Origin of the sequence: Mesorhizobium sp. UC74_2, from assembly GCF_042701485.1 — a bacterium.
Classification (GTDB): Bacteria; Pseudomonadota; Alphaproteobacteria; order Rhizobiales; family Rhizobiaceae; genus Mesorhizobium.
This window is the reverse complement of sequence record NZ_CP170562.1, coordinates 2429958-2444521: the sequence shown is the minus strand read 5'-3', so window position 1 is coordinate 2444521 and position 14564 is coordinate 2429958. Positions and strand designations below refer to the sequence as shown.

General features: G+C 62.1%; 7 protein-coding genes and 1 pseudogene. 6 read left to right on the top strand and 2 right to left on the bottom strand.

Going from position 1 to position 14564, the window contains the following annotated elements:
• Window positions 1-106: 106 nt before the first annotated feature.
• Complete coding sequence (locus ACFJIU_RS11715; RefSeq protein ID WP_379071446.1) at window positions 107-1321, top strand: MFS transporter; 1215 nt, start codon at window positions 107-109, stop codon at window positions 1319-1321.
• Here the strand turns inward: ACFJIU_RS11715 and dgcA are convergent.
• Window positions 1292-2271: pseudogene (gene dgcA, locus ACFJIU_RS11710) on the bottom strand (N-acetyl-D-Glu racemase DgcA). The gene ACFJIU_RS11715 and the pseudogene dgcA overlap by 30 nt on opposite strands.
• A gap of 78 nt (window positions 2272-2349) precedes the next feature.
• On the opposite strand from dgcA, the gene ACFJIU_RS11705 reads away from it, so the two are divergent.
• The 5 genes from ACFJIU_RS11705 (at window position 2350) to ACFJIU_RS11685 (ending at window position 7149) form a co-directional block, all read left to right on the top strand.
• On the top strand, window positions 2350-3534 hold the full coding sequence (locus tag ACFJIU_RS11705; RefSeq protein ID WP_379071444.1) for an ABC transporter permease: 1185 nt from the start codon (window positions 2350-2352) through the stop codon (window positions 3532-3534).
• Between the two features lies 1 nt (window position 3535).
• Entirely contained in the window at window positions 3536-4354 is an 819-nt protein-coding gene (locus tag ACFJIU_RS11700) for an ABC transporter ATP-binding protein (RefSeq protein ID WP_379071441.1), read from the top strand.
• An 8-nt stretch (window positions 4355-4362) separates the two neighbouring features.
• On the top strand, window positions 4363-5736 hold the full coding sequence (locus ACFJIU_RS11695; protein WP_379071438.1) for an MlaD family protein: 1374 nt from the start codon (window positions 4363-4365) through the stop codon (window positions 5734-5736).
• A gap of 73 nt (window positions 5737-5809) precedes the next feature.
• Entirely contained in the window at window positions 5810-6409 is a 600-nt protein-coding gene (locus ACFJIU_RS11690; RefSeq protein WP_379071436.1) for an ABC-type transport auxiliary lipoprotein family protein, read from the top strand.
• A gap of 122 nt (window positions 6410-6531) precedes the next feature.
• Window positions 6532-7149, top strand: a complete 618-nt coding sequence (locus tag ACFJIU_RS11685) for a thioredoxin domain-containing protein (RefSeq protein ID WP_379071433.1) — start codon at window positions 6532-6534, stop codon at window positions 7147-7149.
• A 114-nt stretch (window positions 7150-7263) separates the two neighbouring features.
• Here the strand turns inward: ACFJIU_RS11685 and ACFJIU_RS11680 are convergent, their stop codons facing one another.
• The gene (locus ACFJIU_RS11680) at window positions 7264-14388 is read right to left on the bottom strand and encodes a kinesin (protein WP_379071430.1); all 7125 of its coding nucleotides are present in this window, start codon (window positions 14386-14388) and stop codon (window positions 7264-7266) included.
• Between the last annotated feature and the right edge of the window lie 176 nt (window positions 14389-14564).

The window sequence follows — 14564 nt, the reverse complement described above, 5'->3', positions numbered from 1 at the left end:
TGACATAAATCGATTAGGCCAACCGGTTTCTGGCAGCTGGCAGGCGTGATAGAGCAGGGCGGCTGACCGGCCATTTTGCCGGCAGCAGTTGCCGATTGCCTTTTTGATGTCCCTGCCACCGCTTTCGCCTGAACAGCAGATCAAGCCGCGCAACTATGAACTGCGCATGGCGCTCGTTTTCTTCACCGTTCTCGTGCCGAGCGGCATCTACCTGCCTTATTTCCCGCTCTGGCTGGAAGCACACGGCTTCAGCCCGGAAAAGATTGCAGTTATTCTGTCTGCGCCGATGTTCCTGCGCGTGGCGACGACCCCGCTGTTCACCTCCCTTGCTGACAAGGCCAATGACCGTGTCAACGTCTATCTGGCACTCGCCGTCGCGTCGGTGGTGGTTTCCGCAGGCTACTTCCTGCCGCCGAGCTACGCGATCGTGCTGGCGGTTTCACTGGTTCTGGCCGTGGTCTGGACGCCGCACTCGCCGATTGCCGATTCGCTGGCGCTGTCGGGCGTACGCCGCTTTGGCGCCAACTATCCGCGTATGCGGATTTGGGGATCGATTTCCTATCTCTGTGCCAATCTGGTTGGCGGTTTCATCCTGACCTCGACAGGGGCAGGTGCGGTACCGATCATGTTGTTCGTGTCGTTCCTGGCGATCGTCGCGATCGGCTTGATGGCTCCTCGCATGGGAAGGCCGCGGCGTGCCTCGCCGCTTTCCGCGACTGATCTGCAGCAAGCGGTACCCAGCCTGCGAAATCCATACTTCCTTTATTTTGCCACCGGTGCCGGCGTCCTGGTCGGCAGCCATGGCTTTCTCTACGGGTTCTCGTCCATCTATTGGAAATCATTGGGAATAAGCGATTCCGTCGTGGGCTTTCTGTGGGCCTTTGGCGTGGTTTGCGAAGTCGGCATGTTCATGGCCTTCAACCGACTGTTCAGCCACATTCCGGTCGTTCGCGTCATGATGCTGGCCGCGTGCGGTGCCATCGTCCGGTGGATCGCTTTTCCGCTGATCTGGCCACTCGGCCTCGGCGTGACCGGCTTCTTCGGCTTGCAGGCGCTGCACGCCATCTCGACAGCGCTGGTATTGATCGGCCTGCAAAAGATGATCGGCGAAACAGTGGCCGAGGAACGTACCGGCGCAGCGCAGGGCATCGCCTTTTTTGCCAATGGCTTTGCCATGGCGGCAGTCACGCTGGTCTCTGGCCCGCTCTACCAGAGCTTCGGGGTCGAAGGGTTCTATGCCATGGTGCCAGTGGCGTTGCTGGGCCTTGCGCTCATTTTGCTGGCTGCCCGTTCAGCCCCACAGCGCGGCATCAGGCGGTGAAACCAGCGATCCCTGGTAGACAAGGCCGGGTTCGCGATCACGGGCCAGCAACAGTGGGCCGTCGAGATCGACATAGTCGGCGCCTTGCGCCAACAGTACTGCCGGCGCCATGGCGAGCGAGGTACCAACCATGCAGCCGACCATGACACCGAAACCTGCTTTGCGGGCACGGTCGCGCAGTTCGATCGCCTCGGTCAGGCCGCCGGCTTTGTCCAGTTTGATGTTCACGGCGTCGTAGAGGCCGACCAGCGCATCGATATCATTTGTTGCATGCACGCTCTCATCGGCGCAGATCGGGATGGGACGGGAAATGTCCCTCAGCTTTCCGTCGCGACCGGCGGGCAGGGGTTGTTCGATCAACGCGACACCGATGGCCGCCGCGGCAGCGATATTCTCCGCGACATTGTCGTCGGTCCAACCTTCATTGGCATCAGGATCAACCTGCTCCTCGGGGCCGCCTCTCGAACCGCGCGGATGCGCGCGGCGTCGTTCTCACCCCCGAGCTTGACCTTGAGCAGCGGCCGAGCCGCATTGGCATGAGCCTGCGCAGCCATCGCCTCGGGCTCCGCCAGCGACAGGGTATAGGCGGTCTCCAGTGCTGCAGGGGCAATCCGAAGCATCCGGGCAACAGAGGTGCCAGCCATCTTGGCCTCGAGATCCCACAACGCGCAGTCGATGGCATTGCGGGCTGCGCCGGCTGGCATCGCGGCCTGCAACTGCAGGCGATCCAGGCCGTTTTCAAGTGCGGGGCGCATGGTCTCGATTGCTCCCAGAACGCCCTCGATTGTCTCGCCGTAACGCCGATAGGGTACGCATTCGCCGCGTCCGATGTGATTACCTTCGCGGATGGTGCAGGTGATGACCTCAGCCTCGGTCTTGGAGCCGCGTGCAATGGTGAAGACCCCGGCGATGGGAAAACGTTCGGCATCGACCGAAATGACACGCACCATATTTTTCTGCTCCGGTAATACTGGCGTAATGCTGCCGGCAAATCGACAGGCCTGTCCCGTCGAGATAAACAGGATGGCATGTTGACGATCCGCAAACGCGACGCAAGCGACAAGGCCGCCACAGCGAGCCTCGAGCCGCGCGTTGTCGTCAGCGAGAGCGATGGGACGCTTGGCTGCACCTTTCACGGCAATTGGACGACACGCCGTGTCGCGCAAGTCGATGCTGAGATGCGGCAACTTGAAAAGCGAAATGATTTCAAATCTTTATCTCTTGATTTCTCAAGTGTCGCGCGCATGGATACGGCCGGCGCCTGGCTGATCGCGCGGCTGATCAATGCTTATCAGACGCGTGGCGCGCAGATCGAGCAAGTCGGGCAGAATGAGACGGTCAAGACGCTGATCGACGCCGTCTTTGAAGCTGTAAGCAGGGCCGAACTCGGCAAGGCGATTCCCCAACCGAACATCGTCGTTCGTGCGTTGGAGTTGATCGGGCGTCGTGTCTGCGAGGCTGGAGACGACTTCCTGGCCGGAATGAACATTTTGGGCGCCACGATCCGGGGCGCCCAGATGAAGCTTGGGCGCGGTCATGCGGTCAATCCGGCCGCGATCTTCAACCAGCTGGATCGCATGGGTGTCGGTGCGGTGCCGGTCGTGCTTCTGATGTCGGGCATCGTTGGCGCCATCGTGGCGCAGCAGGGCGCGTATCAATTGCGCTACTTCGGTGCCGACATCTTCGTCGTCGATCTGGTTGGCGTTCTGGTGTTGCGCGAGCTTGGCGTGCTGATGACGGCAATCATGATTGCGGGCCGATCGGGCAGCGCGATCACGGCCGAGATCGGTTCCATGAAGATGCGCGAAGAAGTCGACGCGTTGAAGGTCATCGGCCTCAATCCGATCGGCGTTCTGGTGTTTCCGCGTCTTGTTGCGTTGGTAATCGGCCTGCCATGCCTCACCGTACTGGCCAATTTTGCGGCACTTGGCGGCGGCATCTTCGCGGCTTGGGCCTATTCCGACATTCCCCCGGCAGCCTTTATCGATCGGCTCAAGGTCGCCATCGATCTCAGTACAATCTTCGCAGGTCTGATCAAGGCGCCGTTCATGGCCATCATCATCGGCACCATCGCGTCGGTGGAAGGATTGAAGGTCGGTGGAAGCGCAGAATCGCTTGGCCTGCATGTCACCCAGTCGGTGGTGAAATCCATCTTCGTCGTCATCATCCTGGATGGACTCTTCGCCCTGTTCTATGCGTCGATCAATTTCTGACATGGCAATCATCGAACAGCACGCCGAACATACCGACGAGGAGCAGGACGACGTCGTGCTGTCGGCGAGCGGCATCAAAGTTGCCTTTGGCGAGACGGTCATCCTGGACGACCTGTCGCTGGATATCCGACGCGGCGAGATCCTTGGTTTCGTCGGAGCCTCGGGTGCGGGCAAATCCGTGCTGCTGCGCACCGTGCTTGGCCTGGTGAAGAAGCAGGCCGGCACGATCAGGCTCTTCGGGGTTGATGTCGATAACGCCAGCGACACGGAGCGGCTGCGCATCGATATGCGACTTGGTGTGCTGTTCCAGCAGGGCGCCCTGTTTTCGGCGCTCACGGTGATGGAAAACGTCCAGGTGCCGATGCGCGAATATCTGGATCTGCCGCGAAAGCTGATGGACGAACTGGCCATGCTCAAGATCGAGCTGGTCGGCCTGCCGCCGGATGCTGCGCGCAAATACCCTTCGGAACTGTCCGGCGGCATGATCAAGCGTGCAGCCCTTGCACGTGCCCTGGCTTTGGATCCGGAAATCGTATTCCTCGACGAGCCGACTTCCGGTCTCGACCCGATCAGCGCAGCCGAGTTCGACGAGTTGGTGGTCAAGCTGCGCGATACGATGGACCTGACCGTCTACATGGTGACGCATGATCTTGATTCGTTGTTCACGGCTTGTGACCGCATCGCGGTGCTCGGCAAGAAGCGCGTGCTGGTGCAGGGCACTGTCGCGGACATGTTGAAGAGCGAAGAACCCTGGGTGAAGTCCTATTTCCGCGGAAAAAGGGCTCGGCAGCTTGATCTTGCAACGCGCGCGCAGCCATAAGTGAAGCAATGGAAACCAGAGCCAACTATGTCATTGTCGGCATTTTCACGCTGGTGGCGATCCTGGCGGCCTTCGGCTTCGTCTACTGGACCGCGAACATCGGCGACCGTGGCGAGACGACGACGCTGAGCGTGCGCATTCCAGGTTCGGCTTCGGGCCTGACTCGTGGCAGCTTTGTCTTGTTCAATGGTGTCAAAGTCGGTGATGTCCGCCGCGTCTACATCGACGTCGACGATCCAACCATTGCGGTGGCGGAGACCGTGATCGACCGCATGACACCGATCACCCGTTCGACACAGGCCGACATCGGCCTTGCCGGCCTGACCGGTCAGGCGAATATCGAGTTGACCGGCGCGAATCCGAAGGAGCCGAAGCTTCTCGATGAAGCGGAAAAAGAGGGGCGCGTGGCGGTGATCATCGCCAAGCCTTCCGCCGTGACCAATCTTTTGCAGACCGCGCAGGACATCGCCAGCCGCGCCGACAAGGTCCTGTCCGAGTTCGAGGGCTTCGCGAAGGATGTGCGTGGACCGTTGACGCAGACGGCGCAGAACGCCGCCAAATTCTCGGATGCTTTGGCCAAGAATTCAGATGGCATCGACAAGTTCCTGTCCAGCGTCAGCGCGCTTTCAACGGAATTGCAGGGCGTTTCGGGCAAGCTGGATGGTGCGCTGAAGGCTGCGGAAGGCCTACTGAACGCCGTCGATCGCGACAAGGTCAGGAATATCGTCGCAAATGTCGACGAATTCACCCGCAATCTGAGCAAGACCAGCGACGAGTTCGATTCGACCATCGCCGAGGTCAAGCAGGCGGTTGGATCGATCAACGATTTCGCCGCGAAAACGCAGGTGACGCTCGACAAGGTGAATGGCGTTCTCGACAGCGTCGACCCGGCCGATGTGCGCACCGCGCTCGCCAACATCAAAGATGCCAGCGTCAATGCCGGCAAGGCATCGGCAGACATCGCCAAGGTGACGGAAAAGGTCTCCGCGCGCTCCGACGACATTCAGCAGACCATCAAGGATGCGCAGCAACTGGCACAACGCCTGAACAACGCTTCCGTGCGCATCGACGGCATCCTGGCCAAAGTAGATGGCATGCTTGGCTCGGGCGATACAAAGGGCCTTGTGGCCCAGGCAAGCGAGACGCTGAAGTCGTTCAAGCAGGTGGCCGACACGCTGAACAAGCATGTTGGCGTCATCTCCGACAACCTGCAACGCTTCTCCGGCCAGGGCCTGCAGAACGTGGAGGCGCTGGTTGGAGACACCAGACGCTCGGTCAATCGCATCGAAGAGGCGGTTTCCGACTTCCAGCGCAATCCGCAGCGTATCCTGTCGGGTGGCGATGGCGAGGTACGCCAGTATGATGGAAGGGTACGGCGTTGACGGCGCTGTACCGCTACGTTGATAAATACTGTCCGGAAGGGGACCGGGCGGACGTGTTCAGTGGGGACGTCGCGTGAAGTCGATCCGAGTGCATGCGGGCGCGTTGCTGCTCGCGACTATCCTTGTGGGATGCGCGGCGCTGCCAGGTGGCGGCCCCGCGCCTCTGGATACCTTTGATCTGTCGACGCCGAGCGTGCAGACCGGAGGGCAAAGCAAACGCCAGATCCTTGTCACCCAACCGGTGGCACTCAAGGCGCTGGACAGTCAGAACATCGTCATCAAGACCGGCCAGCGCTCGATTCAGTATCTCAAAGGCGCGCAATGGGCCGACAGGCTGCCGGTCATCGTGCAGGCAAGACTGGCTGAGGCATTCCAGCGCACGGGCCGGTTTGCGGGTGTCGGCCGACCGGGCGAAGGACTAGCGATCGACTATCAGGTCATTACCGAAATCCGGGCCTTCGAAGTGCGCGCCGAGAAAGGCGAGCAGGCACATGTCGAACTCTATGTCCGCATCCTAAACGACCGCAACGGGGAAGTGCGTGCTTCACGCAGCTTCCAGGCCAGCGCGCCGGTCACTGGCGGCGGCGGTAACTCGGCCTATGTGGCCGCGCTCGACCGTGCTTTCGGCCAGGCGGTTGGCGAGATCGTGCGCTGGTCGGACTCGACGATCTAGGCTGCGAACACTCGAGGTTTCCAGTCATCACCGCTGTTTCGCGGCAATTTGGCACCTGCTTTCAGGCCTCTCTGCATTGTAGTTTCGCCGAACGGGCGGGCATCAGCAATTCAGGGTGAACCATGAAATTCCTATCGACCGCCACGGTCATCTCGGCACTACTCTTGTCCGATGGTGCAGCCTTTGCTTCACCAAAATCAGCCTTGAACGGCGTGTTGATGCAGCCGGCAGGTGTCGAAGATACTTTCATTGGCAGCAAACAGGCGCCCGCCACCCTCATTGTCTATTCTTCGCCGACCTGCGGCCACTGTGTCGACTTCGAGAAAAAAGTACTGCCCGACCTTGAACGGAAATATGTTCAGACCGGCAAGTTGAGGATCTCGATACGCCCCTTTGCTCGCAACGCAGTGGACGCTGCAATTTTCCTGATAGCCGAGCAGGCGGGTCAGGAGCGCCATCGCAAGACGCTTGCAGCGTTCACCGATCGCTACGAAGAAATCATTGCTGCGACGGAGCGCAAAGGCGTGATGAGTGAAATCGCCGCTTCCCAGGGCATCGATCAGCTACATTTCGAGCAAGCCCTCAAGAACGAAGCCTATCTTCGCAAGCTCGAAGGTCTTCGAGATCAGGCGATGCAGCAGTTGGAGATAAAGGGGACGCCGACGTTTTTCTTGAACGGCGAGCGTCTGGTCTACGACGGGACAGTCACTTCCTTCGACAAGGTGCTGACGTCCAGATAGCGTTCTTTGATTGGTAGAAACAAAAAGGCGGGAGTTGAACTACCGCCTTTTTTCTATCGTGCCGAACCTCGGAGTGTTTCCGTTTTTCACGGAAACACTCCGACTGGGATTGCTCTAGCGCAGTCGCCCGCTGGCATGGGCCAGCATGGTGTAGACCTTGCCGGTGTCGGAGGTGAGGTAGGTCTGCGAGATCATGTTGTCGCGATCATTGCGCGAAACGTCCTTCAGCAGTTTCTCGAAGTCGTCGCAGTAGCGATCGACAGCGGCGCGGAACTCGGCCTCTGACTGATATTTGCGGCGGATGTCGTCGAAGGTCTGCTGGCCTTTCAGCGTATAGAGGCGGCGGGTGAATACATCACGCTCGCCGCGCCGGTAGCGGTTCCACAGTTCGATCGAAGCATCGTGGTCGATGGCGCGGGCAATGTCGACCGAGAGGGAGTTCAGCGACTCCACGACGTGCAGCGGAGAACGCTGCACTGGCGTGGCACGTGGCTGTAGCGGAGCCGGCCGTGCGCCATCGTCTTCCGAAGCGCCGGTCAGCAGGTCACGCACCCAGCCACCCTGCGGCGTGCGGGCGCCGGCATCATTGCGTGGCCTGAGTGCTGTCTCGGCAGCGTCGAGCGAGCCGCGCAGGCCTGTCGGCGCGGTCGGTGCTTCAGGCGCGCGACGCTGTGGTTCCGCGGGACGCCGCGCTTGCGGTTCAGTCGGACGCGGAGCCGGTGTCGGAGCAGGGCGCAGGTTGCGCGGCTCCGCGACGTCGACCGTGCGACCCGACTTGGCGACGATGTCCGACAACTCCTTGAGTGCATTGATCTGCTCGGAAACCGCACGGCGGATTGCCGTGGTCGATTCCTTTGCTTCCTCAGGCATCTCAATGACCCCCTTGCGCAGTTCGGCGCGGGTCAGGTCCAGCTCGCTCTTGATCGAACCGGCCGTGCGGCGCATCTCCTCGGTGGCATCGGAGAACCGCTTGGTGGCGGACTCGACCACTTCCGAAATAGCCACGCGGATCTTGTCGGCCGATTCCAGGGTCCTGCCTTCGGCGCTTTGCAGCGTCTGGCCGACCAGGGTCTCGAAGGAGCGCATGACCTTCTCAAGGTCTTCCGACTTCTTGACCAGGCCGACAGCGAGATCGTCGAGCGACGATTGGCGGGCCAGGGTGTGCTCCAGGTTGCTCTGCGCGGAACCGAGCAGGTCCGAGGCGCTGGCGAGCAGGCGGCTGTGTTCGTCGAAGCGGGTGGCGATGGAAGCCACTTCGCGCAGCGTCGCCGAGGACAGCTCGGTCAGCCTGGTCGTGTTGGAATCGACCAGACGAGCCGAGCTGGCGAAGGTCTGAGATGCCTTCTCGGTGGTTGCCGCGAAGCTCTGCGTCGAGCCGGCGAGACGGGTTTCGACTTCACCCAGGTTTTCCGAGGCCTTGGCGATCAGCGTGTTGAGCTGGTCGGCCGAGTTGGTCATGCGGCCGATCAGATCGGCAACATTGTCCGCGAGCGACGAACGGGCGCCATCGACCGCGGCAAGCGTTTCGGCCGTACGGTTGGCCAGCGCATCCGCAAGCACCGCGTTTTCGCGGCGCAACGTCTCCGTGGCACGCTCTGTCGCTTGCTCCATGCTCTTCTGCAGCTCGATGCCACCTTCCGAGAATTTGTCGACCAGCGGACGGGCCGTCTCGTCGAGGATCTTGGAAAGCTCCGCGGAACGAGCCGCCAGCATGGAGTTGAGCTCGCGTGTGTTGGCGCCGATGGTCTTGGCCGCTTCATTCGTGCTTTGGCCGATATGCTGGCCGACCGCGGCGAAGGTTTCGGCGATGACATTAGCGCGCGAAGCCAGCTGGCCTTCGGCCTGCGTGATCTGCTGCTCGAGCTTCTGACCCATCGCATCGGCCGATGCCGCAAAGCGGCTCTCGACACTTGCGATCTGGCCTTCGACGCGTGTCGCTGCGGCAGCAGCGCTGGATGCCAGGCGCTGGTCGGCGCTGGTCAAGGCACGTTCGATCTCGACGGCATGGCCGGCCAGTTCTTCACCGGTCATGCGGGCGCGGTCTGCAACGCGGCGCTCGGTATCCTCGAACGCCCCGACGATCTGGTCGGCATGGCTGCCGATTGCCGAAGCGCTGTCGGAGATACGCGACACCATACGGCTGTCGGCGTCGTCGAAGACGCGGCTGATCTCTGCGGCACGAGCTGTCAGAGCGTCCGAGCCCTCGGCGATGCGCGCGGCCAGCTGTTGTTCGACCGTTTCGAAGACGCGGCCGAGGTCGGTTGCACGAGCCGCGAGCGCGTCCGCGGATTCGCTGATGCGAACACCCATGCGCTGGTCGGCATCTTCGAAGTTGCGCAGGATATCGCCTGCACGCGAGGCCAGGGTCTGTGCCGTCTCAACGGCACGAGCGACCAGTTTCTGGTCCGCGCTCTCGAAGGTCTGGGCGATGTCTTCGGCACGAGCGAGCAGGGCGGCCGAGGTCTGCTCAGCACGCTCGGCGATCTTGCGGTCGGCATCGGTAAAGGCAATGCCGGCCTGTTCGTGCAGCGTGTTGGTGACCTCCAGAACCTTTTCACGCAGCTGGCCCGCAACATAGAGCGCGCTCTTTTCCAGCGCTCCGCGGATGTTGTCGACACCGGCGTTGAGCGCGCGTTCCATGGTGCCGGAGCGCTCCTCGATAACGCCGGTCTGACGCGCGAAGGCCTGCTCGACCTTGTCGATATCGGCTGCAATGGCATCCGATATGCTCGAGGAGGAGGTCGCGATCTGATCAATATGTCCGGCCAGCGCGCGGTCGATGTCGCGGCGGGCATCGACCAGCTTGGCGAGATCTTCCTCCAGTGCCCGGGTAAGCGCCGAGCGGTCGGCCGACAGGCGATCATTGTGGCCCGAAATCAGGCCCTGGACATGTTCCAGGCTGCCTTCGAGAGCCTGCGCAAAGTCGGCGCGATTGTCGGCCAGCCGCTGGGCGTGGCCACCAAGTGCTCCGTCGATTGCGGCGAGGTCGGACTCCAGTGCGCGGGTCAAGAGATCGCGGCCCTCGGCCAGCTTGCCGACATGGTCGGCGATCACGGCGTCGATGCCGCCGCGGCTTTCATTGAGCTTGGCAAGGTCGGCGTCCAGGGCACGGCGCAGGATATCGCGGCCTTCGGCGAGCTTCTCGACCTGGCCGGCGACAAGGCCGTCGATGGACGAGCGGCTCTCAGCCAACTTGGCAAGGTCGTCTTCCAGCGCCGAGGTGAGCATCGAACGATCGGCGGCAAGCCGCTGGCTATGGCCGGCGACGATGTCGTTGACGCGCCGCAGTTCGTCGTCGAGCGCCTGCTGGAAATCGGTGCGGGCATCGACCAGCTTCTGCGACTGACCAGACATCACGCCGCCGATTGACGACAGGTCCGCTTCCAGCGCGCGCTTCAGCACATCGCGGCCTTCGGCGAGCTTCTCGACCTGTGCAGCGACAAGCCCGTCAATGGCGGCGCGGCTTTCGGCAAGCTTGGCAAGATCGTCTTCCAGGGACCTGGCAAGCAGCGCCCTGTCGGCCGCCAGTCTGTCGCCATGGCCGGAAACCAGAGCGTTGACGCGGGCGAGATCGGCATCCAGCGCGTCGGAGAACTGGGCGCGGTTGTCGACCAGCTTCTGCGATTGATCGGCAACCGTTGCACTGATGGTGTTGAGGTCTGCTTCCAGCGCACGCTTCAGAATATCGCGGCCCTCGGCAAGCTTTTCGACCTGACCGGCAACCAGGCCGTCGATGGATTCGCGGCTTTCGGCCAGCTTGGCCAGATCCTCTTCAAGTGCGCGGGTAAGCATGTTGCGACCTTCGGCCAGTCTGCCGACATGGCCGGCGATGGCTTCGTCGATACCGCTGCGGCTGTCGCCGATCTTGGCGAGATCTGCTTCCAGCGCGCGCTTGAGGATGTCGCGGCCTTCGGCGAGCTTCTCGACCTGGCCGGCGACCAGCCCGTCGATCGACGAGCGGCTGTCGGCGAGCTTGGCGAGATCCTCTTCCAGCGCCTGGGACAGGAGGGAGCGGTCTGCCGCGAGCCTGCCGCTGTGGCCGGCGACAAGATTGCTGACGCTCGAGAGATTGTCTTCCAGTGCCTTGGAGAGCAGGGAGCGGTCCGCGGCAAGACGTTCGCTGTGACCGGCGACAAGATGATTGACGCTGGCCAGATCGGCATCGAGAGCCTGCGCGAACTGGGCGCGGCTGTCCGCCAGTTTCTGCGACTGGTCGCCGATCGCTGCCGTGATGGTGTTCAGATCAGCTTCCAGCGCGCGCTTGAGGATATCACGGCCTTCGGCGAGCTTCTCGACCTGGCCGGTGACCAGCCCGTCGATCGACGAGCGGCTGTCGGCGAGTTTGGCGAGATCATCCTCCAGGGCTCTTGCAAGCAGGGAACGATCCGCGGCGAGGCGCTCGCTGTGCCCGGCAATAAGATGGTTGACGTTGCCGAGATCGGTTTCCAGCGCGGAAGAGAAGAGGGCGCGGTTGTCGGCCAGCTTCTGCGACTGATCGCCGATGGCTGCCGTGATGGCGCTGAGATCGGCCTCCAGGGCACGCTTGAGAATGTCTCGGCCTTCGGCGAGCTTCTCGACCTGGCCGGTGACCAGCCCATCGATCGACGAGCGGCTGTCGGCCAGCTTGGCGAGATCGTCTTCCAGTGCCCGGGCGAGCTGCGAGCGGTCGGATGCAAGCTGTTCGGCATGCCCGCGAACGAGTTCGCTGACGCTGGCCAGGTCCTGCTCCAGTAGGCGGGCGAACTGCGCACGATCGTCCGTCAGCCTCTGCGATTGGTCGGAAATGACCGAGCTGATCGTGCCGAGATCGGCTTCGAGCGCACGCTTGAGGATGTCGCGGCCTTCAGCCAGCTTCTCGACCTGACCGGCAACCAATCCGTCGATGGATGCGCGGCTTTCGGCAAGCTTGGCCAGATCCGATTCCAGGGTTTGCGAGAGCAGGCTGCGTTCATTGGCGAGCTGGCCGGAGTGGTCGGTAACCAGCCGGCGGATGCTGGACAGGTCTGCGTCGAGCGCGCGACCGAGCTGGTCGCGATCGTCGGCGAGCTGCACCGAATGGCTTTCCATCAGTGCCTTGATGCTGTCGACGTCGGCTTCCAGCGCACGAGCAAGCACAGCTCGGCCTTCGGCGATCTTGGCAACCTGGCCAGCGACCAGATTGTCGATATCAGTGCGGCTTTCGGTCAGCTTGTTGAGATCTGCATCAAGAGCGCGGGCGAGGATGGAGCGACCTTCGGCCAGCTTGCCGACATGGCCGGATACCATTTCGTCAATGATGGTGCGGGCATGCACGAGCTTGTCGGCATCTTCATTCAGAGCGTGGGTCAGGCGCGAGCGGCCTTCCTCCAGGCGCTCCAGATGGCTGCCGAGCGAGGCGTCGATGGCCGCGCGGGACTCATTGACCTTGCGCAGATCCTCTTCGAGCGCCCGGCTGATGAGATTGCGGCCCTCGGACAGCATATGCACCTGCGAGGTGACGGCCTCGTCGATGGCGGCACGGCCCTCGGAGAACTTCTCCAGATCCGCCTGCATGGCGGCGGCCATGCGCTCGCGGCTCTCTTCCAGCTTGCGGCTGTGGTTCTCGACCGCTTCCTCGATGCCCACGCGAGCGTCCGCGAGACGGGCGATATCGGCGTCGAATGTACGCGACACAGCGTGGCGTGCCGCCTCCATGCGGCCGGCGAAGTCGCTTGCACGAGCTTCAAGCATCGTCGACGTTGAGGTGACGATGTCGGCCATGTCGGCGCCGATCTGTGCCTTGCCCTGGTCGATGATTGCCGACAGCGTATCCTTGCCTTCGGTGAAGGCGGTCGCGATGTCGCGGGCACGATCGACCAGCGTTTCGTTGATCTGGCGGGCACGGGCTTCCAGTGCAGCGTTGAGCTTCTGCGTGCCTGTGTCGAGCGCCTCGGCGCGCGTCTGGAATTCGCTGATCAGCGCCTGGCCACGTTCGGCGAGCGTGCGTTCGATGCCGGAGAGGCTGGACTCGAATTCGGAGCTGAGGGTGCGCGCGGCACCACCGAGCAACGACACCATACCCTGCGTGCGATCGTCGAGCAGTTCCGTCAGCGAACGCGTCAGGCCGTCGGTGCTGTCTGTAAGCTTGGCGATGCGCGTGTCCAACAGACTGGCGAATGCCTCGCCGGAAGTGGAGAGGCGGTCCGTGATCGTGTCGAGGCGGCTTTCGACCGAATCGAAAATCGACATCGAGCTTTCGTTGATGCGGTCGATCAGCTGATCGCCTGACGAGGTGATGGTCATCGACAGCTTGCTAGAGGCGCCGAGGATGTTCTCGCGGATGATATCGCTGGCCGAGTTGATCTCGTCGCGCAGAGTTTCATGCGCACCGGAAATGGACGCGCGCACGCGCTCTGCGTGGCCGATGACAGCTTCCCGCTCGCTGCCCAATCCATCGACCAGGTTTCGGATACGGCTCTCGTTTTCGGTGTAGGAGCGTTCGAGCTGGCTGACTTCGCTGTGAACCAGGGTCTCCAGTTCGACGGCGCGCGCGAGTGTGCGCTCGATGCCTTCGCCCATGGCCGCGACTTCGCGGCGCACGGCCTGGCCGATCATCATAACGCGATCCTGCGCGATGTTTTCCGGTTCGGTAAGGCGGAAGGCGACTTCCGTCATCGACTGCGCGGCCAATCGCATGTCCTGTGCGCGGCGCACCATAGCGGCGAAAGCCCAGAACAGGATGATCGGAACTATCGCCGCAACGGCGATACCGATCAATTCGGGTCGCTGCAGCACCTGCGCGATGGAGCGGATATTCCAGATATCGGGACCGAAGAGGAGATTGGCCAAGGCTGCCGCACCGACGATCCAGGCGATCGAGACGAACGCCACCACCCAATAGATGGTATTGGAAGCACGGCGATTGAGGTTATGCAGCAGGGAGCGATAGTCCTTCTGGCGATCGTCGTTGGCGGGCGAGAATCCGGCCGGCTGCGCTGCGCCGTTGCGCGGCTCAATGGGCCGCAGCTCGGCGGGTTTGGCCTCAGCCACGGAGGCTTTGACAGGCTGAGGGGCTGGTGCTGATGCTGGTGCGGCCTTTTCGGCACGACCGGCGCGCGCAAGCTCGTCTGCTGCCTGTGAGATCTGCGCTTCCAGATCCTCCATGGACGCGGCGATGTCCAGGTCTCCCGACTCTCCGGAGAGGTCGAAGTCGAGAGCCTGTTCGAGCTCCTTGGCGACCTCGGAATCGAGATTCTTCGTCGTGGTGGTTTTCTTCGCCATGCCTTCGCTACCCTGTACTAGCTGCTGCGAGAGCGGTCGTTATTGTCTTTTGTCGTCCCGCGCCGAGGCCTGATTTTGGACCCTCGTATCGTAATGACACAGGGGGGTAAAGAAAACATGCATTCGCGGACATACGTAAAACTTTAAATATAAGGTTAACGAGAGCGTGAGCCGAA

What these genes read in the sequence shown, in the direction of transcription:
- ACFJIU_RS11700 (WP_379071441.1), top strand. Translation starts at nt 3,536, where the DNA reads ATGGCAATCATCGAACAGCACGCCGAACATACCGACGAGGAGCAGGAC.
- ACFJIU_RS11705 (WP_379071444.1), top strand. Translation starts at nt 2,350, where the DNA reads ATGTTGACGATCCGCAAACGCGACGCAAGCGACAAGGCCGCCACAGCG.
- ACFJIU_RS11715 (WP_379071446.1), top strand. Translation starts at nt 107, where the DNA reads ATGTCCCTGCCACCGCTTTCGCCTGAACAGCAGATCAAGCCGCGCAAC.
- ACFJIU_RS11685 (WP_379071433.1), top strand. Translation starts at nt 6,532, where the DNA reads ATGAAATTCCTATCGACCGCCACGGTCATCTCGGCACTACTCTTGTCC.
- ACFJIU_RS11695 (WP_379071438.1), top strand. Translation starts at nt 4,363, where the DNA reads ATGGAAACCAGAGCCAACTATGTCATTGTCGGCATTTTCACGCTGGTG.
- ACFJIU_RS11680 (WP_379071430.1), bottom strand. Translation starts at nt 14,388, where the DNA reads ATGGCGAAGAAAACCACCACGACGAAGAATCTCGATTCCGAGGTCGCC.